22 protein-coding genes are annotated in these 20,426 nt (G+C 28.6%); 21 read left to right on the forward strand and 1 reads right to left on the reverse strand.

What is annotated here, in order from left to right:
- Window positions 1–3: 3 nt before the first annotated feature.
- The 20 genes from atpD to CRIB_RS00435 all read left to right on the forward strand — a co-directional run bounded on the left by atpD (window position 4) and on the right by CRIB_RS00435 (window position 18,305).
- Complete coding sequence (atpD, locus tag CRIB_RS00340; protein WP_180702617.1) at window positions 4–1,398, forward strand: F0F1 ATP synthase subunit beta; 1,395 nt, start codon at window positions 4–6, stop codon at window positions 1,396–1,398.
- A 2-nt stretch (window positions 1,399–1,400) separates the two neighbouring features.
- On the forward strand, window positions 1,401–1,661 hold the full coding sequence (gene atpC, locus CRIB_RS00345) for an ATP synthase F1 subunit epsilon (protein WP_180702618.1): 261 nt from the start codon (window positions 1,401–1,403) through the stop codon (window positions 1,659–1,661).
- Between the two features lie 292 nt (window positions 1,662–1,953).
- On the forward strand, window positions 1,954–2,337 hold the full coding sequence (acpS, locus tag CRIB_RS00350) for a holo-ACP synthase (protein ID WP_180702619.1): 384 nt from the start codon (window positions 1,954–1,956) through the stop codon (window positions 2,335–2,337).
- Between the two features lies 1 nt (window position 2,338).
- Complete coding sequence (locus CRIB_RS00355; protein WP_180702620.1) at window positions 2,339–2,797, forward strand: CBS domain-containing protein; 459 nt, start codon at window positions 2,339–2,341, stop codon at window positions 2,795–2,797.
- A gap of 23 nt (window positions 2,798–2,820) precedes the next feature.
- Window positions 2,821–3,408 (forward strand): germination lipoprotein GerS, encoded by a 588-nt coding sequence (gerS, locus tag CRIB_RS00360; RefSeq protein ID WP_243633535.1) that lies wholly within the window; start codon window positions 2,821–2,823, stop codon window positions 3,406–3,408.
- A gap of 15 nt (window positions 3,409–3,423) precedes the next feature.
- Complete coding sequence (alr, locus tag CRIB_RS00365; protein ID WP_180702621.1) at window positions 3,424–4,590, forward strand: alanine racemase; 1,167 nt, start codon at window positions 3,424–3,426, stop codon at window positions 4,588–4,590.
- A gap of 24 nt (window positions 4,591–4,614) precedes the next feature.
- On the forward strand, window positions 4,615–4,899 hold the full coding sequence (locus CRIB_RS00370) for a ribbon-helix-helix domain-containing protein (protein ID WP_180702622.1): 285 nt from the start codon (window positions 4,615–4,617) through the stop codon (window positions 4,897–4,899).
- The gene (locus CRIB_RS00375; protein WP_276702697.1) at window positions 4,889–5,251 is read left to right on the forward strand and encodes a type II toxin-antitoxin system PemK/MazF family toxin; all 363 of its coding nucleotides are present in this window, start codon (window positions 4,889–4,891) and stop codon (window positions 5,249–5,251) included. Before CRIB_RS00370 ends, CRIB_RS00375 begins: the two co-directional genes overlap by 11 nt.
- A gap of 212 nt (window positions 5,252–5,463) precedes the next feature.
- Window positions 5,464–6,291, forward strand: a complete 828-nt coding sequence (locus CRIB_RS00380) for a transketolase (protein WP_180702624.1) — start codon at window positions 5,464–5,466, stop codon at window positions 6,289–6,291.
- Window positions 6,284–7,219 (forward strand): transketolase family protein, encoded by a 936-nt coding sequence (locus tag CRIB_RS00385; protein WP_180702625.1) that lies wholly within the window; start codon window positions 6,284–6,286, stop codon window positions 7,217–7,219. The genes CRIB_RS00380 and CRIB_RS00385 overlap by 8 nt, the downstream gene beginning before the upstream one ends.
- A gap of 530 nt (window positions 7,220–7,749) precedes the next feature.
- Entirely contained in the window at window positions 7,750–8,106 is a 357-nt protein-coding gene (locus CRIB_RS00390) for a GntR family transcriptional regulator (protein WP_180702626.1), read from the forward strand.
- A gap of 13 nt (window positions 8,107–8,119) precedes the next feature.
- Window positions 8,120–8,812 carry an ABC transporter ATP-binding protein gene (locus tag CRIB_RS00395; protein ID WP_180702627.1) on the forward strand — a complete coding sequence of 231 codons (693 nt, stop codon included), beginning with the start codon at window positions 8,120–8,122 and terminating at the stop codon, window positions 8,810–8,812.
- Window positions 8,805–9,632 carry a hypothetical protein gene (locus CRIB_RS00400; RefSeq protein ID WP_180702628.1) on the forward strand — a complete coding sequence of 276 codons (828 nt, stop codon included), beginning with the start codon at window positions 8,805–8,807 and terminating at the stop codon, window positions 9,630–9,632. The genes CRIB_RS00395 and CRIB_RS00400 overlap by 8 nt, the downstream gene beginning before the upstream one ends.
- A gap of 11 nt (window positions 9,633–9,643) precedes the next feature.
- Window positions 9,644–10,849 carry a hypothetical protein gene (locus tag CRIB_RS00405; RefSeq protein ID WP_180702629.1) on the forward strand — a complete coding sequence of 402 codons (1,206 nt, stop codon included), beginning with the start codon at window positions 9,644–9,646 and terminating at the stop codon, window positions 10,847–10,849.
- A gap of 134 nt (window positions 10,850–10,983) precedes the next feature.
- The gene (locus CRIB_RS00410) at window positions 10,984–11,415 is read left to right on the forward strand and encodes a hypothetical protein (protein ID WP_243633537.1); all 432 of its coding nucleotides are present in this window, start codon (window positions 10,984–10,986) and stop codon (window positions 11,413–11,415) included.
- Window positions 11,416–11,552: 137 nt separating this feature from the next.
- Window positions 11,553–12,752 carry an aspartate kinase gene (locus CRIB_RS00415; protein ID WP_180702630.1) on the forward strand — a complete coding sequence of 400 codons (1,200 nt, stop codon included), beginning with the start codon at window positions 11,553–11,555 and terminating at the stop codon, window positions 12,750–12,752.
- Window positions 12,753–12,833: 81 nt separating this feature from the next.
- On the forward strand, window positions 12,834–13,829 hold the full coding sequence (locus CRIB_RS00420) for an aspartate-semialdehyde dehydrogenase (RefSeq protein WP_180702631.1): 996 nt from the start codon (window positions 12,834–12,836) through the stop codon (window positions 13,827–13,829).
- A 12-nt stretch (window positions 13,830–13,841) separates the two neighbouring features.
- The gene (gene dapA / locus CRIB_RS00425; protein ID WP_180702632.1) at window positions 13,842–14,729 is read left to right on the forward strand and encodes a 4-hydroxy-tetrahydrodipicolinate synthase; all 888 of its coding nucleotides are present in this window, start codon (window positions 13,842–13,844) and stop codon (window positions 14,727–14,729) included.
- Between the two features lie 23 nt (window positions 14,730–14,752).
- Window positions 14,753–15,514 carry a 4-hydroxy-tetrahydrodipicolinate reductase gene (gene dapB, locus CRIB_RS00430; RefSeq protein WP_180702633.1) on the forward strand — a complete coding sequence of 254 codons (762 nt, stop codon included), beginning with the start codon at window positions 14,753–14,755 and terminating at the stop codon, window positions 15,512–15,514.
- Between the two features lie 367 nt (window positions 15,515–15,881).
- Window positions 15,882–18,305, forward strand: a complete 2,424-nt coding sequence (locus tag CRIB_RS00435; protein WP_180702634.1) for a Lon protease family protein — start codon at window positions 15,882–15,884, stop codon at window positions 18,303–18,305.
- A 69-nt stretch (window positions 18,306–18,374) separates the two neighbouring features.
- Here the strand turns inward: CRIB_RS00435 and CRIB_RS00440 are convergent, their stop codons facing one another.
- A complete protein-coding gene (locus CRIB_RS00440) occupies window positions 18,375–18,947 on the reverse strand; it encodes a 5-formyltetrahydrofolate cyclo-ligase (protein WP_180702635.1) in 573 nt (190 codons plus the stop codon).
- A gap of 164 nt (window positions 18,948–19,111) precedes the next feature.
- On the opposite strand from CRIB_RS00440, the gene CRIB_RS00445 reads away from it, so the two are divergent.
- A complete protein-coding gene (locus CRIB_RS00445) occupies window positions 19,112–20,266 on the forward strand; it encodes a S41 family peptidase (protein WP_180702636.1) in 1,155 nt (384 codons plus the stop codon).
- Window positions 20,267–20,426: the final 160 nt, after the last annotated feature.

Consider the following 20,426-nt stretch of genomic DNA (forward strand, 5'->3'; position numbering starts at 1 on the left):
GACATGGCAAACATAGGTAAAATAGTTCAGGTTATCGGACCAGTATTAGACGTTAAGTTTGATAGTGAAAAAAGCTTACCTAATCTATTAAATGCATTAGTGATAAAGCAAGGCGATAAAGAAATAGTAGCAGAAGTTGCACAACATGTTGGTGGCGATACTGTTAGATGTATATCAATGAGTTCAACAGATGGACTTGTAAGAGGAATGGAAGTTGTTGATACAGGGGCACCAATAACTGTTCCTGTTGGAGATGCAACGTTAGGAAGAATATTCAATGTATTAGGTCAACCAGTTGATGGGAAACCAGCACCAACTGATGCACCACAAATGCCTATACATAGACCAGCACCAGAATTTGAAGAATTACAACCAACTGCTGAGATACTAGAAACAGGTATAAAAGTAGTTGACTTATTAGCGCCATATTTAAAAGGTGGTAAAATAGGTCTATTCGGAGGAGCTGGAGTTGGTAAAACAGTTCTTATACAAGAACTTATAACAAATATAGCTTCTCAACACGGTGGATTATCAGTATTCGCTGGAGTTGGAGAAAGAACAAGAGAAGGTAATGACCTTTATGAGGAAATGACTGATTCTGGAGTTATAAAGAAAACTGCTCTAGTATTCGGACAAATGAATGAGCCACCTGGAGCAAGAATGAGAGTTGCGTTAACAGGTCTTACAATGGCAGAACACTTTAGAGATAAAGAAAACCAAGACGTATTATTATTCGTTGATAATATATTCAGATTTACTCAAGCTGGATCTGAGGTTTCAACACTTCTTGGACGTACACCATCAGCAGTTGGATACCAACCAACGTTAGCTACAGAGATGGGTAGACTACAAGAAAGAATAACATCTACAAAGAGTGGATCTATAACATCTGTTCAAGCTGTATACGTTCCTGCCGATGACTTAACTGACCCGGCACCAGCTACAACATTCAACCACTTAGATGCTAAGACAGTTTTATCTAGACAAATAGCATCTCTAGGGATATTCCCAGCGGTTGACCCATTAGAATCTAGTTCAAGAGTTCTAGACCCACAAATAGTAGGTAAAGAACATTATGAAGTAGCTAGAGGAGTTCAATCTATACTACAAAGATACAATGAACTTCAAGATATAATAGCAATCCTTGGTATGGATGAATTATCTGACGAAGATAAATTAATAGTTGCTCGTGCTAGAAGAATACAAAGATTCCTAGGGCAACCATTCCATGTTGCTGAGGTATTTACAGGAATACCTGGTACATATGTACCATTAAAAGAAACTATAAGAAGTTTCAAAGAAATATTAGAAGGAAAGCATGATAATTTACCAGAGTCAGCATTTATAAATGCAGGAAATATAGACACTGTAGTTGCTAGAGCAAAGGAGAGTAGATAATAATGGCAAATGTATTTGCACTTGAAATTGTCACTCCTGATAAAACCTTCTATAATGGAAATGCAGAGATGATTATAGTTAGAACTACTGAAGGGGATAGAGGAATACTAAAAAATCATAGGCCTTTAGTAGCAGGACTTTCAACAGGTACTTTACGTATTAAATTAGATGGAAAATTTAAAGATGCAAAGATATCTGGAGGGTTCATGAACGTTGATAAAGAAAAGACTGTAATAGTTACTGAATCTGCAGAGTGGATATAAGATTATATGTAAAAAGGACTAGATTAAATCTAGTCCTTTTTTAGATAGACCATATTAAGTATAAATTTAATAAGTAGTGGTACTTTGAATCTTAATATAGAATCAATATAATTAAATTACTATATGGATTATATAAAATAAGTAAAATAAATTAAATACTTTATCATATAAGATGTATAATTAAAATAAAAAAATATATACTTAAAGAAAGTATACAATATAAAGTTTATGGATTGAATATAATTAAATAATAGGAATAATATAAATGTATAAGTATTATATGGAGGGAATAATGAATATATTAGGTATTGGAGTTGATATCATAGAGATATATAGGATAAAAGAGATACTAGATAAAAATTCTAGATTTTTAGAAAAAGTGTTCACATCTAAAGAAATTGAGTATTTTGAAAGTAAGGATTTTAGACCTGAAACTATAGCAGGCAATTTTGCAGCAAAAGAAGCTATAAGTAAGTCTATAGGAACGGGAATACGAAAGTTTAATTTAAGAGATATAGAAGTCTTAAGAGATGAGTTGGGAAAGCCGACAGTTAAAACTTATAATAATTTAAAACAAATTTGCATAGATTATAATGTTTTAGAAATAAAGGTATCTATATCTCATTGTAAAGATTATGCAGTAGCTAATTCTATAGCTATAACTAAGGAGGTATAATATGAATAATAAAAGAGCTAAAGATATAATGACTACAGATGTAATAGTTGCAAATAAGAATGATATCATTGCTAACGTGGCAAACTTACTTATAAAGGAGAAAATAGGTGGGCTTCCAGTAGTAGATGAAGAAAATAAGGTAGTAGGTATAATATCTGAAACAGATATAATGAAAAAAGAATCTTATGTAGATTCTCCGAGGATGTTAAATTTCCTACAAGGGATAATATTTTTAGATGATATGAAGAAATTTGAAGATGAGATGAGAGCAATAGCAGCATATAAGGTTGAAGATCTAATGTCTAAAGATATAATAACAGTAAATGAAAATGATACATTTGATTATGTAGCTAATGTTATGATAAATAAATCTATAAATAGAGTACCGGTAGTTGATGAAGAAAACTGTTTAAAAGGTATAATATGTAGATATGACATAATAAAAGCTATGTATAATTAGAAAAAATAATTAGGAGGTTTTTTGTGAAAAAGTGGACCACGATAGCAATAATATTTATTACTATATTTGCAATTGTTATAGGTTGTCAAAGAAGGGAGTCCACAAAAGAAGAAGTATATAAAGAGTTTCAAAAGAAGATAGTTACTATGTCATCTTACAAATGCGTAGCTGAAATAGAAGCTTCAGGAAATAAAAGCTCTCATAAGTATGTATTTATTCATAGTTACGCTAAACCGGATTATTATAAATTAGAAGTTGTAGAACCTCAAAATTTAAAAGGAAAAATAATGGAATATAAAGGTGACAAGATAATAATAAGTAACCCAGATATAGAAGATAAAATAGAATTGCCAAATACAGAAGATAATAGACAATACGCTTTTATAGGTGATTTTATAAAAAATTATATTCAAAATGAAGAGGTTAATATAAAATTATCTAATAATAGTTTGATATTAGAAACTACTATACCAGGAGATAATGAATACTTCAATAAACAAATATTATATGTAAATAAAGATACTAAAGATCCAGAAAAAATGGAAATATTAAATGCCAAAGGAAAAACAAGTTTTACAGTTAAATACAAGGAATTTGAATGCAAAAAGTAAGGGGGACAAAAGATAATGAAAACTCGATTAACAGCTCCTACATGGGCGGAGATAAATCTAGATAACATAAATTTTAATTTAAATAATATAAGAAAGTTATTAAAAGAAGATACCAAAATTTGTACAGTGCTAAAGGCTAATGCATATGGACATGGTTCAGTGGAAATTGCTAAATTTTTAGAAAATAAAAATGTAGATTACTTTGCGGTTGCAAGACTTGAAGAAGCTATAGAGCTTAGAGAAAATAACATAGAGATACCTATATTGTGCTTAGGATTTGTTCCAGAGGAATCTTTAGAATACGCTCTTAAAAATAATATAACATTAACTATTTATTCTTTAGAAATGGCTAAAAAACTTAATGATATATCTGAAATCATAGGAATAAATGCTAATATACACATAAAAGTTGATACAGGAATGAGTAGAATAGGTTTTGAAGTAAATGAAAAATCTATAGATCAAATAGTTAATATATCTAATTTAAAGAATCTATATATAGAAGGTATATATACTCACTTTGCTAAATCTGATGAAATAGACAAAGATTTTACCTACAGACAGGTAGATAGATTTAAATTTATGATTAACAGTATAGAAAAAAGAGGTGTAAATATACCTATAAAACATGTATCAAATAGTGCTGCAACAATGGATTTACCAGATTTAAACTTCAATATGGTAAGATGCGGTATTGTTTTATATGGATATTATCCATCTGATGAAGTTATAAAAGATAGACTACAATTAAAGCCTGTCATGACACTAAAAACAAGAATAGCTCATATTAAAGAGCTTAAAGAAGATACAGGAATAAGTTATGGATTAAAGTATAAAACTAGTAAACCTGAAAAAATAGTCACTATACCTATCGGGTATGCAGATGGATTTACTAGAATGCAAAATAATCCTAAAGTATCTATAAATAACGAAATATTTGATGTCGTAGGAAGAATTTGTATGGATCAATGCATGGTAAGAATTGATAAAGATATAGACATAAAAATTGGAGATGAGGTTATAATATTTGGAGAAAGTAATATAAATGCAGATGATATAGCTAAGGACTTAGGAACTATAAACTATGAAATAGTATGCATGGTGTCTAGAAGAGTTGACCGTATCTATAAGGAAAGAAATGTAATTTTACAAGCTGATAGTTATTTGGTAAAATTAAAATGATAGTATATCCCAGGAGGCGATGTTGTGTATTTTAAAAGAAAGGAAAAAATAACCTTTACTTTACCTGATTCCCTTATGTCTGAAGTAGATCATATAGTTCAGATGGAGAACAGTAACAGAGCAGATTTTGCTAAAGCAGCTTTTCAGTTCTATATAACTCAAAAGAAGAAAATAGATCTTAAAGAATCTATGATTAAGGGTTATAAAGAGATGGGTCAAATTAATCTATCATTAGCTGAGCTGGGTATGACAAATGAGGTATCTTCGAAAGATAACATGGAAGAGAAGATTGCCCAAGGTGAATACTAATTTGGATATAAAGCGAGGATACTTATATTATGCTGACTTAAGCCCAGTTGTAGGATCAGAACAAGGTGGAGTTAGACCTGTTCTTATAATACAAAATGATATAGGTAACAAATACAGTCCAACTGTAATAGTAGCCGCGATAACATCTCAAATTAACAAAGCTAAGCTACCTACGCATATAGAAATAAGTGCGCATGAGTATGGACTTAATAAGGACTCTGTTATTCTCTTAGAGCAGATACGTACAATAGATAAAAAACGCTTAAGAGAGAAGATTGGTTGTCTAGATAAAAACATGATGTTAAAGGTTGATAATAGTCTTCAAATAAGTTTAGGACTATTTACTGTGTAAAAATATTGATATCAAGTAATATCAATATTTTTTTTTGAAAAGTACAAAATATAATAGCATACGATAGTCATAATGTGAAAATTATAAATATATATGCATTCTTTTGAAAAAATAGAGTAAAAAATAGGTTAAAAGTGATATAATAAAAAAAGATTGAACTAAAAGTATTACATATGGACAACTTAACTTTAAGAGTACAGGGAGGTAATTACATGAGAGATCATAAAGGATTAAAAGATATTGCACGTAATATCAGAAAAGATATAGTCTCTATGATACATACGTCTAAATCAGGACATCCAGGAGGATCATTATCAGCAGTTGAAATATTAACAGCTCTTTATTTTGATGAGATGAATATAGATCCTAATAATTGTAAGATGGAAGATAGAGACAGATTTGTCTTATCGAAAGGACATGCAGCTCCAGTATTATATGCAACTTTAGCGCATAAAGGATATTTTGATAGAGATGAATTAAATGGGTTAAGAAAAATAAATAGAATGTTACAAGGGCATCCTGATATGAAGGGAACTCCAGGTGTTGATATGTCAACGGGATCTTTAGGACAAGGTTTTTCAGTTGCTTGTGGTATGGCTATGGCATCTAAGTTAGACAATGCACCATGGAGGGTATATACTTTACTTGGAGATGGAGAGGTTCAAGAAGGGATAGTTTGGGAAGCAGCTATGAGTGCTGCACACTATAAACTAGATAATATGGTTGCGTTCTTAGACTATAATGGTCTTCAAATAGATGGAAAAAATGAGGATGTTATGAACATAGGTCCTATAGTTGATAAATTCAAAGCTTTTGGATGGAATGTAATAGAAATAGATGGACATGATTTTGACCAAATATTTGCGGCTTTAGATATGGCTAAAGAAACTGTAGGAAAGCCAACAATGATAGTTGCTAAGACTATAAAAGGTAAAGGTATATCATTTATGGAAAATGAAGCAGGATGGCATGGAGCAGCTCCAAATGATAACGACTTAGAAATAGCCTTAGCAGATTTAGGAGGGGTAGATAATGACTAAGATAGCAACTAGAGAAGCATACGGAAAAGCATTAGTTAAATTAGGTCAGGTTAATGATAATGTAGTAGTATTAGATGCAGACTTATCAAAGTCTACAAAGACAAATGATTTTTGTAAATCATTCCCAAATAGATTTTTTAATATGGGGATAGCAGAACAAAACTTAATAGGTGCAGCTTGTGGATTTGCAACAGCTGGTAAGATACCATTTGCAAGTAGTTTTGCAATGTTTGCTACAGGAAGAGCTTTCGAAATAATAAGAAACTCTGTAGCATATCCAAAATTAAATGTAAAAATATGTGCAACTCATGCAGGTCTTACAGTTGGTGAAGATGGAGCATCTCATGAAAGTGTTGAAGATATAGCTATAATGAGAGCTATACCAAATATGACAGTTTTAGTCCCAGCAGATGGAATTGAAGCTGAACAAATGATATTTGAAGCAGCTAAATTCAATGGACCTATGTACGTTCGTTTAGGAAGAAGTGCAGTTCCTACATTATTTGATGAAAATTATAAGTTCCAAATAGGTAAAGGTAACGTAGTTAGAGAAGGAAATGATGCATCTATAATAGCTTGTGGAATAATGGTGAATGAAGCTATACTAGCTCATGAAGCGTTAAAATCAGAAGGTATAAATGTAAGAGTTATAAATATGTCTACTATAAAGCCTATAGATAGAGAATTAATAATAACTGCAGCTAAAGAAACGGGTGCAATAGTAATTGCTGAAGAACATAGTATAATAGGTGGATTAGGTTCTGCTGTAAGTGAAGTAGTAAGTGAAGAATGTCCAGTTGTAGTTAAAAAAGTAGGAGTTAAAGATACATTTGGAGAATCTGGAACACCTGCTGAATTATTAAAGAAATATGGATTAACTTCAGAAGATATAGTTAACTCTGTTAAAGAAGCGATAGCTAAAAAATAATTTAATAATATAAAAATAAAATTTAGATATTAATTTATATAATTACTAAATTTTATAATTTAATTTGATATAGAGGTAGTATTTTATCTATTAACTTAGATAAATACTACCTTTTTTACGCTTAAGGATATTATAATACTTAAAAAAATGTGGATAAATTCTGAATGTAAGTAATATCAATAAATTGGTTTTGAGCGTAAAAAAGATTTTGAAATACTTCGCCCACGCAGTGGCTCAAGCAAAGGACGAAGTCGTTGGCAACATGAAGTGTTTTGCCGACATGTCGCTCAAGCGAAGCGAATTTTTTAGTGCATTAAGATAGTTGTATATATTAAAATCTTAAAATAATAAATTAATTTAAAAGATAGATGATTGCAATTATTTTTTAATGAAATTAATACTTAAATAGCGACTTAGATGAACATTAAAAATAAAAAATTATTAAATATAGTTGCATTACAACTGTATCAGTATTATAATACAGTTATAAGTGTACTACTGAACTAGTACGGTAATACGGAGGTGAATAAATGAATTTTATGCCAAATGATAGAGAGCCAGTCTATCTACAAATTATAAGATATATAAAACAACAAGTAGTAAGAGGGGAATTAAATCCAGGAGATACAATACCTTCAAGAAGAGAAATGGCACAACTTTTAAAGGTAAATCCAAACACAGTTCAAAAATCATATAAGGAGATGGAAGAGATGGGGATTATAAATACAATAAAAAGTTACCAAAGTAGTATAACTACTGATGAAAATATAATAAGTCAAATAAGACATGATCTTATAAATGAATCTATGGAAGTTTTTATAGAAAATATGAAAGCGATAAATGTAAGGAAAGAAGAACTTATAGAAATAATAAACGATAAATACTAGGGAGGTGAAAGTATTGATAGAAGTAAAGAATGTAAGTAAAAAATTTAGGAGAGTAAAAGCATTAGATAATATATCTTTTAACATAGAAGAGGGAAAAATAACTTGCATACTTGGTATAAATGGAGTTGGAAAATCAACAATACTAAAATCTATTGCGGGGCTTATTAAACCCGATAAGGGAGAAATATTAATAGATAATGAAAAGATAACTTATAAAACTTATAATAAGATTTCTTTTGTACCAGATGTAGATAATCACTTTGCACAATATACAATAAAAGAAAGTTTTGAATTTATGAAACAGTTTTATAAGAATTGGGATGATGAAAAAGCTTATGAAATGTTAGAATTGTTTAATTTAACAGATGATAGAAAAATATCTAAATTATCAAAAGGAAATATAGCTAGAGTAAAAATAATATTGGGATTTGCTCAAAATGCAAAATATACACTTCTTGACGAGCCTTTCTCAGGGATTGATATTTTTAAAAGAGAAGAGTTTTTAGGGGTAATGACAAAATACATAAATGAAGAACAAAGTATAATATTAACAACTCATGAAATAAGTGAAATAGAAATGATAGCAGATGATGTAATTTTAATAGATGAGGGGAAGGTTTCTTGTATATTTAATGCTGAAGAGCTTAGAACAAGGGATGGAATGTCTATAGTTGATAAAATGAGGGAGGTATATAAAGGTGAATAATATATTAACTTTATATGATATGGAGTTTAAGAGAATATATAAAATATACTTTACGTTGATAGGAATATTATTAGCTTCAAATATTGGAGCAACTTTATTTAGTATATATAATATGTCATCAAGGGCTTCTGATACAGAAGGCAATCCTATTACTATGAATGTATTAAAGAGTGAAAAAGGTATTAAGTATATATATGAATATTTAATTGGAGATTTAGCTTCTATCACTAAAATGGTTGTGGCGTTTTCTGTTTTACTGTGCTTATTATATAGTCTAGTTATATGGTATAGAGATTACTTTTCTAAAAGTAAAACCATAGCAACTTTGCTTATGTTACCGCAAAAGAGATTTAATATATACATATCAAAATTTATAACAGTAACGAGTATGATATTTGGTGTTATATCGGTACAATTTTTATTTTGGTTTATAGATTTAGTTATTATAAAAGCTATATTGAATGTTAATGTAGACGGCTTTACAAATGTATTTGAAACTATACTAGCAAATCAGAATAGATTTTCTAATTTGATATTTAATCAGCCTATAGATTTCTTAATGATAGATGTTTTTGGAGTAATAATTGCAGTTGTGGTAATATTTACAGGAGTTTTAATGGAAAGAAGTCATAAGAAAATAGGAATTATTTTAGGTGGAGGATATATATTTGCGTCTATAATATTATATATATGTTTAACTGCACAATATGCACAATATGTAGATATCTTACTTAAAGTACAGATAGCATATTATATAGTCATATTTGTAATATCAATTTTAATTTCAAGAGCATTATTAAATAAAAGGATCGGTTTATAGGAGGTAAATTTATGAATAAAAGATTATCGTTAGTAACTTTAGGATTATCATTATCTTCTATAGTTATTTTAACTGGAGCTATGACAATTTCACAACCAAAATACGCATTGAAAAATATATTTGGAAAGCAATCAAGTTTAGGAGATGTTACTATATTTAGCCAAGAGAAGAGAGGTATTTACTCTACTAATAATGTGATATTGTCTAAGGATGGGTATAAATTTAATAGAAATGTAAAGCAAAATCCTTATTTAGATAAATACTCAAAAGATTTTAATGAAAATAGAGAAATATTTCAAGGTAATATATATGGTACAGATTATTTATATTCTGATGAAAATAGTATAGGATATATAGAGGATGTTATTGATAACTATGGAGAACCTGATATTACGCTATCAACAACAATAAAGGATAAAAATTTAAATACAGGGGAAGTTTCACAGTTTAAAATAGAAATTCCAAATAACCTAAAGTCTGAAAATAATAATAACCACAAAGAATTAGTAACTAAATATAACGGTGAAGTTTATATTGTTATACTTGGGGAACAAGAAAGTAATCCAGATAGAAAAAAGACAAGAAAAGATGAATTAGAAGACTTTGTGGAAATATCTAAGGTTGATTTTAGCAATAAAGAAGCTAAATCAGTAAATAAGATTAATTTAAAAATAGATGATAAATCTAAATATAGAATAGTTTATAATAATCCATTTGTAATTGATAATAGAGTATATTTCTATTTAGAAAGCCAAGATAAATTAGAAAATAGTTATTATTTAGCTTATTATGATATGGAAAATAATAAATTTGATTATATAGATAATAAAATTAATTTAGAGCTTCCTTTAGAATTATATCAACAAAATGTGGAAGGTGAAAAATTAAATTTATTATCTAATACAGATAATAAAAATAAAATGGATTTAAGTTTATACACTATAGATTTAGCAATTGGTAAAGTAATAACTAACAATGAACAATACAGTATTAAAAAGCTAAATAAAAATATGGTTATAAATACATTTAGAGTTATAGATAATAAGATATATATATTATCAAAAGCATATGATTCGGATAACATGCATTTAAGAGATTATACTGGTAATGTAATTGTGTTAGATAAAACTAGCAAAAGTACATTATATATAGGTGAGTATAGACAAGGTGATGAATTCGCATCTGATAGTTATATACTTAAAAATGATGAATTATAAATTAACAAAAGTGCTATGATTTTTTCATAGCACTTTTTAATTTATACAATACTTATTAATTAAAAACTTATATATTAAATATTCTTCTAATGCTTATACATGCTTCATATATTTAAAATAGGGGGGTGGAATAAGTGAAGAAAGTAAAATTTAATATTAAAGGTGTAATATATGGAGTTATACTTATGGCATTAATAATTGGTGGCTTTATAGTTATACCTAATATGTTCATGGAACAGTCAAAACCAGTAGACTACACTATTTTACAGAGAGAAGCTATACCGGAAAAAATACTAGATATGATGGATAAATATGTGAACGAAGAAAGAGCATTAGCTGTTAAGTTAAATAATAAAATTTATGTAGTTGTAACTAGAGGCAATGACAAGAATCATGGTATAGAAATGGATAAAATAGATGTTGTAAAACAAGATGATAAAAATATAATGAGAGTAAAAGTAGTATATAAGGATAAGGAAAAATCATATCCATACATAGTAGTTGAAACTAATTTAAATGAGTTACCAGATTCGATAGAATTGAACACATCAGTAGAGGAAAATTAGCAGAATAAAAAATAATCGAGTTGATTTTATAATAAAAAATTAACTTGATTATTTTTTTATTATAAATTTAAAAAAACAATAACCAATATAAAGGGTTTAACATAACATATATTATTATGAAAAAAGGGGTGTTATTTTTGAGTACTATAGTTCATAAATATGGTGGAACATCAATGGGGAGTATAGAAAAAATAAAATCCGTTGCAAAAAAAGTTATACTGGAAAAAGAAAAAGGAAATGATGTGGTAGTTGTAGTTTCTGCAATGGGAAAAACAACAAATAAACTTGTTGATTTAGCTAAAGAAATAGATACAAATCCTGATAAAAGAGAATTTGATATGCTTTTATCAACAGGAGAACAGATATCAATATCTTTACTAGCTATTGCGATTCAGTCTTTGGGATATGAAGCTATATCTTTTACAGGATATCAAGCTGGAATAAAAACAAAAGGTGTTCATGCAAAAAGTGAAATAGACAGTATTGATACAGATAGGATAAAAGAAAATTTGGAACAAGGTAAAATTGTTATTGTAGCAGGATTTCAAGGAATAAATGAAAATGGAGATATAACAACATTGGGTAGAGGAGGTTCTGATACAACGGCTGTTGCATTAGCTGCAGCACTTGGATGTAATTGTATAATATACACTGATGTAGAAGGGATATATCCTGTTGATCCTAAACTTTATCCAAATGCAAAAAAAATAGATTTTATAAGTTATAAAGAAATGATAGAAATGTCAAGACTAGGCGCAGGGGTAATGGAAACTACTTCAGTGGAAATAGGCTATAAAAATAATGTGCCTATATATGTGGCTTCAAGTAGCAAAGACACTAAGGGAACTTATATAACTGAAAATAAAAATATTATAAATTACAAATCTGTTATAGGGATTGCTATAGATGACCACACTTCTATATTAACTATAAAAGATATTTTATCAAAATCTAATGATATATCTACAGTATTTGAAATATTATCCAATGAAAATTTAGAAATAAAGATAATAAATCAAATAGCTTCTGATAATGAGCATACAAGTCTTTCCTTTGTTGTGAGTAAGGGTGATTTAGGCTGTGTAGATAAGGCTATATATGAAATAAAATCAAAATTAAATCATGTAGAAGCTTATGAAGATTTAGATGTAAGTACAATATCAGTTGTTGGTAAGGGTATCAACTATCATGTTATAAATAAAATATTTAATATATTTAAGGAAAATAATATTAATTTCAAGCAAGTATTTACTTCTGAATTAAGTATATCTTTTATAGTTGATAATAAATATAAACAAAGATTTATAGAATTATTAGGGAATGAGTTTGATTTATAGCATAGCAGCAATTGGTAGTGAGACTATTTTTATATCTGTTAATACTAGTAATAAAAATTAAAAAAATTGGGGGAGTTTAAAATGAAGCAAGTAAATTTAGCTATAGTAGGTGCAACGGGAATGGTTGGTAGAACATTTTTAAAGGTATTAGAAGAAAGAAATTTTCCAATAAAAAATTTATATTTATTTTCATCTGAAAAATCTGCAGGAACAGAACTAGTTTTCAGGGGAAAAGAATATAAAGTAGAGGCATTAACAGAGGCATCATTCGATAGAGATATAGATATAGCATTATTTTCAGCAGGAGGAGATGTAAGTAAGAAGTTTGCTCCTATAGCTAGAGATCATGGAGTTATAGTGGTTGATAATAGTAGCGCTTGGAGGATGGAAAAGGATATACCGTTGGTAGTTCCAGAAGTTAATCCTAACGATGTTGACTGGAATAATGGTATAATAGCAAATCCAAACTGTTCAACAATTCAATCTGTAGTACCACTAGTAAAACTTCACGAAGCTTTAAAAATAAAAAGGATAGTTTATTCTACTTATCAAGCTGTATCAGGTTCTGGAGTAGGTGGTATGAAAGATTTAGAAAATGGAATTAACGGTGGAGAAAATAAAAAATATCCATATCAAATAGCATATAATTGCCTTCCTCATATAGATGAATTTTTAGATAACGGTTATACAAAAGAAGAAATGAAAATGATTAATGAAACTAAGAAAATATTAAATGATGAAAGTATAAGAGTAACAGCTACGACTGTTAGAGTTCCAGTTAGATATGGTCATAGTGTATGTATTAACTTAGAATTTGAAAATCCTTTTGAAATGGAGCAAATATACAAATTACTTCAAGAAACTGAAGGTGTTAATATAGTAGATGATGTTAAAAACAATGTTTATCCTATGCCTATAGATGTAGAAGGGAAAGATGAAGTTTACGTTGGAAGAATAAGAAGAGATTATAGTGTTGAAAATGGAATAAATATGTGGGTTGTAGCTGATAACATAAGAAAAGGAGCCGCAACAAATACTGTTCAAATAGCTGAATTATTAATAAAAAAATTGAAGTAGGGGGATTTTGTTATGAAAAAATTATTTGAAGGTTCTGGAGTGGCACTTATTACACCTTTTAAAGATGGCAAAGTTAATTATGAAAAAATGGGAGAATTAATAGAGTGGCATATAGCAAATAAAACAGACTCGATAATAGTATGTGGAACAACTGGAGAATCTGCGACTATGACAGATGAAGAAAGAAAAACAACTATAAAATTTGTAGTAGATAAAGTTAATAAAAGGATACCCGTCATAGCGGGTAGTGGAAGTAATAATACTGCATATTCAATAGAATTAAGCAAATATTGCCAAGGCATAGGAGTAGATGGGTTATTAATAGTAACACCATATTATAATAAAACGACTCAAGATGGATTAATAAAACATTATACAACTATAGCTAATAGTGTAGATTTACCAATAATACTTTATAACGTACCTGGAAGAACTGGAGTAAATATAAAACCAAGTACGGTAGAAAAACTTTCTAAGGTTGAAAATATAGTTGCGATAAAAGAAGCAAGTGGAGATATAAGTCAAGTTGCTGAAATTGCTAGATTATGTGGAGAAGATTTTGCAATATATAGTGGAAATGATGATCAAATAGTTCCAATATTATCTCTTGGTGGAAGTGGTGTTATATCTGTTTTAGCTAATATATTACCGAAAGAAACTCATGATATAGTGGAAAAATATTTATCAGGAGATGTTGTAGAATCGAGAAAATTACAACTAGGTGTAAATGAATTAGTAAGTTCATTATTTATAGAAGTTAATCCAATACCAGTTAAGGCAGCTATGAATTTAATGGGAATGGAAGCTGGAGAACTTAGACTTCCATTGATAGATATAAGTAAACAAAATTTAGAGATATTACGTAATAATATGGTGAAGTATGGAATTAAAGTAGATTAACTCAAAACAATGGAGGTGATAGGATGATAAATGTAGTTGTTAGTGGATGTAATGGAGCAATGGGTAGGGTTTTAACTAAGGTTATAGAAGAAATGGAAGATATGACGGTAGTTGCAGGAATAGATAAGAATACAGATTTATATAAAAACAACTACCCAGTATACAAATCACCATCATTAGTAAAAGAAAAATGTGATGTTATAATAGATTTTTCTGGTCCATCTAATATAAGTGGGTTACTTGAATATGCAGTAAATAATGACATTGCTATTGTAATAGCAACAACTGGATTTAGTGATAAAGAAGAAAAGAAAATAAAAGAAGCGTCTAAATTTACAAGAATATTTAAGTCTTCGAATATGTCATTAGGTGTAAATGTATTAATAAATTTAGTAAAACAAGCAACTAATACGTTAGGTGATATAGCTGATATAGAAATAATAGAAAAGCACCATAATAAAAAGGTTGATGCGCCTAGTGGAACAGCAAAAATGATAGCTGAAGCTATAAATAAAGAGTTAGATGGTTCTATGGAATTTAGTTACGGCAGAAATGGAACTGATGCAAAAAGAGAAGAGAATGAAATAGGGATACATTCAATTCGTGGAGGAACAATATCAGGTGAGCATACAGTAATATTTGCAGGGCTTGATGAAATTATAGAAGTAAAACATACAGCTTTATCTAAAAAAGTTTTCGCTCAAGGTTCTGTAAAAGCAGCACAGTATATTTTAAATAGAAAAAATGGGTTATATGATATGAATAGCTTAATAAATAATAATTAGTAAATTAAAATGAGTGCTACTCAATGATTGAAATCATTGGGAGGCACTCATTTTTACGCTTAAGGATATTATAATACTTAAAAAAATGTGGATAAATTCTAAATGTAAGTAATATCAATAAATTGGTTTTGAGCGTAAAAAGATTTTGAGCAACGGACGAAGTCGTTGGCGACATGAAGTGATTCGCCGACACGTCGCTCAAGCGAAGCGAATTTTTTATTGATTTTAAATATTTAATTAAAGTTGAGATGGATAAAATAAAACTAATAAAATTAAAGATATAAATATAAATAAATATCTATATTTGATAATTATTTATAAAAAGTAGGGGAAAATATAAATTAAAATAATACCTAGAGGTGAATAAATGTTAGATATAGCTAAATATAAAGTTAGTGTAGAAGATTTGAAGTGCAAAAATGCATTAGACAGTATAGATTTTAAGACGACAGAAGAAATAACACCTATAAGAGGAATAATAGGTCAAAATAGAGCTGTTCAAGCTATAGAATTTGGACTAAAAATGAGACAAAAAGGATATAACATATATGTAGCAGGTGCTAGTGGAATAGGAAGGTCAAGTTATACTTATAACCTAATTGAAAAGAACTTTAAATCTAATAATAACTTAAAAGATTGGGTATATGTAAATAATTTTAAAAATCCAAATGAGCCAATAGCATTATCTTTTAAACCAGGAGAAGGTAAGGAATTTAAAAAAGATATAGAAGACATCATAGATAAACTAAAATATGAAGTTCCAAAGATATTCAACTCAAAGGAGTATGAATATCATAGTAGAATATTAATGAGTGAACTAGAAACAAATATCGAAAGTATAATAAAAAATCTAAATGAATTTGCAAGGCCAAGAGGATTTAAATTCCAAGCTACAGATAGGGGTTTAATGAGTATTCCTATAAAAGAAAATGGGGAACTTATGCAAGATAATGAACTTGGAAATCTTACGGCAGTTGAGATTCAAAAGATACGAGAAGAAGGATTGAAACTAAATCAAGACAGTAAAGATTATATAGATAATATAAAAATGTGTGAAGAAACATATAAGAATAAAATGAAAGATTTAGATAAGACTGTAGGAAAAAGCCTTGTTGGTTTCTATGAGCAATACTTAATTAATAAGTACGGAAAAGATGAAAAGATAAAAAAATATATAGATGATTTGGGCATAGATATAGTAACGAATATAGATAAATTTAAAGAAAGTGATGATGAAAATAGACAAAATCCCATGGCTATGTTAGGTATTATGTCTCCTAAAAATCAAGAAAAATTATTTAATAAATATAAAGTTAATTTGTTTATAGATAATAGTGAATGTGATAAGTGTAAGATTATAACTGAGAGTAATCCTACATACTATAATCTTGCTGGATGCGTAGAATATAAAAATGAAGTAGGAGCTTTAACAACAAGCTTTATGGAGATAAAGCCAGGAGCCTTACATAAAGCTAATGGAGGATATTTAATATTAAATGTTAAGGATCTATTATCAAATCCATTTTCTTGGGAATGTCTAAAAAGATCTCTAAAAACAGGTACTATATCTATTGAATCTATAAATAAACAGTATGGATATCTAGTAACATCTACTATAAAGCCAGAACCTATAGAATTAGATACTAAGGTTATATTAATTGGAGATAATTATTTTTATAGTATTCTTTATGCACATGAAGAGGACTTTAGAAATTTATTTAAGATAATGGCAGATTTTGATATAGAGATAGATAAGAATGAAGAAAATATATATAAAACAGCTCAATTAATAGCTAATAAGTGTAAAGAAGAAAACTTGAAACATTTTACTAAAGGAGCTGTAGAAAAAATAATCGAATATAGTACTAGAGTAAGTGATAGTAAAGATAAGCTTACAGCAAAATTCAATAAAATTTTAGATATAATATATGAATCTGATGCAATAAGTGATGAAAATCAACCTTATATAACAGAAGTGGATGTAAAAAATGCTATAAATCAAAAAAAATATAGAAGTAATAAATACGAAGAAAAACTAAATGAGATGTTTAAAGATGGAACTCTTTTAATAGATATAGGCGGAGAAAAAGTTGGTCAAATAAATGGACTAGCTGTAATGGGAACAGGTGAGTATTCTTTTGGGAAACCATCTAAAATAACAGCTTCAACATATAATGGTAGAAGAGGCGTTATAAATATAGAAAGAGAAATAAAACAAAGTGGTAGTATACATGATAAGGGAGTTTTAATTTTAAGTGGATACTTAGGCTCAAGATATGGAAAAGAAAAACCATTATCTATAACGACATCTATCACATTTGAACAAAACTATAATGGAGTGGATGGAGATAGTGCATCTAGTACAGAGTTATACGCTATTATATCTAGTATAGCAAATATACCTATAAAGCAATATATAGCTGTAACGGGTTCTGTAAGTCAAAAGGGTGAAATACAACCAATAGGTGGTATAAACGAAAAAATAGAAGGATTCTTTGATGTATGTAAAATAAAAGGATTTACCGGTAATCAAGGAGTTATGATGCCTATACAAAATGTTAAAAATCTTCTTCTTAAAGATGAAGTAGTTGAAGCTGTAAAACAAGGTAAATTTAATATATATGCAATAAAAAGTATAGAAGAGGGATTGGAAATACTTACAGGGAAAAGTATGAAAGAAATAGACAAGTTGGTCAATGAAAATTTAGATAGATATAGAAAATCTTCTAAGGATGATGAAGATAATAAGGAAAATAAAAATAATAAAGAAAGTAAAGATAATGATAAATAATAAAGAAATATATCATATCACAAAATTTTAAATCGGTTTGAAATATTATTTTCAGACCGATTATATATATTAAATCTTTCCTAGATATATATTATTTTCTGTAATTAAATAATTCAATTGAGCATCGTGATTTTCTTTAGGGATATAATCAAATACTTGTAAATCAAAAGCTATACCGATGGTTATAGCATCTTCTCTAAGACATTCAATAAATCTATCGTAAAATCCACCACCATATCCTAATCTATAGCAATTTTTATCATAAGCTACTGCAGGAACTATAAGAATATCAATATCTTCTACATTTAATTCATTATATGGGTCTTGTTTTGGCTCTCTTATGCCGTAGGAACCTATATTTATACCATCTTTTAAATTAGTAATTTTAAAAGGTATGAGCTTTCTTTCATCTTTTATAGTTACAGGAGCCGCGACAGTTTTTTTAAGAGATATAAGTTTAGTAATTAAATGATCTGTTTTTACTTCATTATTAAAATCTAAATAAAGCATAATAGTGTTGGCATATTTTATACAATCCATTAAAAGTAATTTTTCTGTGATTATTTGAGAATTTTTAGATATAAAATCAGTGTCTTTATTATTTCTATATTCTATGATCTTTTTTCTGAAATCTTTTTTCATAAAATGGACCCCTTTTTTATATGGTATAATATGTATAATATTTATCATCTTAATATAAATTTTAGCATGTTTGAATAAATTAAATCAATACAAATGATAGTAGTAATAAAAAGAATAGCTTGTAATATAATATACAGAGTACTATGTAAAGGAGATGCAATCTAATGATATCTAAGAAAAAAGCCATAATATACGGTGTGTTGCTGGTTGTGATTACCTTCCTAATAACTTCAACACTAAACATAGCTTTAGGTGGAAAAGTGGTAATAAGTAAAGACACATATGAAGCGTATAAGAAGTATAATAAGATGATCGCGCTAGAGGAGTTAGTGAAAGACGATTTTTATCAAGAGACATCAGATGAAAAGTTAGTTGATGGTGCAATAAAAGGAATGTTTACTGGATTAGATGATCCATATTCTCAATATTATACTAAGGAAGAATTTGAGAAATTAAAGGAACAAACAAGTGGTTCATTTGTAGGGATAGGTGTGTATATAAGCCCAACATCTGATGATGATCATATAACCATAATTGCGCCTATAGAAGGTTCTCCTGCAGAGAAAAGTGGAATAAGGGCAGGGGATAAGATATTAAAGGTAGATGGTAAAGTTGTTTCAGCTCAAAATTCTGATGAAGCTATTAATATGATTAAAGGTAAAAAAGGAACAGAAGTAGAATTAACAATAAAGAGAGGCGAGCAAGTATTAGATGTTAATGTAAAAAGAGATGAAATAGTATCTAAGACAGTTGAAGGTAAAGAGCTAGATGATAATATAGGGTACATAAAAATAACGTCATTTAGTGAACATACAAACAAAGAGTTTGAAGAAACATTAAACACATTAAAGCAAGGTGGTATAAAAGGGCTTGTCATAGATCTAAGAGATAATCCAGGAGGATTATTAAATGTATGTAAAGATATAGCCGATAGCTTAATAGGAGAAGGTACTATAGTTTATACGAAGGATAATAAGGGAAATACTGAATACTTAAAATCAGATAAAGAAAAGTTAGGTTTACCTATAGCAGTGTTAACTAATGAGGGAAGTGCATCTGCATCAGAAATACTTACTGGAGCTATTATAGATAATAAAGCAGGTATATCTGTAGGAACTACTACTTTTGGTAAAGGTTTGGTTCAAAGTGTTAGAGAGTTAAAGGATGGAACGGGATATAAGTTAACAACAGCTCAATACTTTACTCCAAGTGGAGAATATATAAATGGAAAAGGTATAAAGCCAACTATTGAGGAAAAAGACGAAGAAAAACAATTAGATGTTGCTTTAAAATGGATCAAAGAGCAAATAAGTAAGTAAAGTAATATAGATTTATAAAATATAAAATTAAAATTAATTTTATATTTTATTTTATAGAGGAAAAATATGAACATATTTAACAAAATAACCTCAAAAATAAAAGGAAATGCAATCACTTTATAGAATAGAAATATAAAGAGAAGTTAATAATTCTTAATAG

It is taken from the genome of Romboutsia ilealis (assembly GCF_900015215.1).
Taxonomy (GTDB): Bacteria; Bacillota; Clostridia; order Peptostreptococcales; family Peptostreptococcaceae; genus Romboutsia; species Romboutsia ilealis.

Coding starts and splice junctions, on each gene's coding strand:
- CRIB_RS00385 (WP_180702625.1), top strand. CDS start 6,284: ATGACTAAGATAGCAACTAGAGAAGCATACGGAAAAGCATTAGTTAAA.
- CRIB_RS00380 (WP_180702624.1), top strand. CDS start 5,464: ATGAGAGATCATAAAGGATTAAAAGATATTGCACGTAATATCAGAAAA.
- CRIB_RS00435 (WP_180702634.1), top strand. CDS start 15,882: ATGTTAGATATAGCTAAATATAAAGTTAGTGTAGAAGATTTGAAGTGC.
- dapB (WP_180702633.1), top strand. CDS start 14,753: ATGATAAATGTAGTTGTTAGTGGATGTAATGGAGCAATGGGTAGGGTT.
- alr (WP_180702621.1), top strand. CDS start 3,424: ATGAAAACTCGATTAACAGCTCCTACATGGGCGGAGATAAATCTAGAT.
- CRIB_RS00440 (WP_180702635.1), bottom strand. CDS start 18,947: ATGAAAAAAGATTTCAGAAAAAAGATCATAGAATATAGAAATAATAAA.
- atpD (WP_180702617.1), top strand. CDS start 4: ATGGCAAACATAGGTAAAATAGTTCAGGTTATCGGACCAGTATTAGAC.
- CRIB_RS00420 (WP_180702631.1), top strand. CDS start 12,834: ATGAAGCAAGTAAATTTAGCTATAGTAGGTGCAACGGGAATGGTTGGT.
- CRIB_RS00390 (WP_180702626.1), top strand. CDS start 7,750: ATGAATTTTATGCCAAATGATAGAGAGCCAGTCTATCTACAAATTATA.
- acpS (WP_180702619.1), top strand. CDS start 1,954: ATGAATATATTAGGTATTGGAGTTGATATCATAGAGATATATAGGATA.
- atpC (WP_180702618.1), top strand. CDS start 1,401: ATGGCAAATGTATTTGCACTTGAAATTGTCACTCCTGATAAAACCTTC.
- dapA (WP_180702632.1), top strand. CDS start 13,842: ATGAAAAAATTATTTGAAGGTTCTGGAGTGGCACTTATTACACCTTTT.
- CRIB_RS00445 (WP_180702636.1), top strand. CDS start 19,112: ATGATATCTAAGAAAAAAGCCATAATATACGGTGTGTTGCTGGTTGTG.
- CRIB_RS00355 (WP_180702620.1), top strand. CDS start 2,339: ATGAATAATAAAAGAGCTAAAGATATAATGACTACAGATGTAATAGTT.
- CRIB_RS00405 (WP_180702629.1), top strand. CDS start 9,644: ATGAATAAAAGATTATCGTTAGTAACTTTAGGATTATCATTATCTTCT.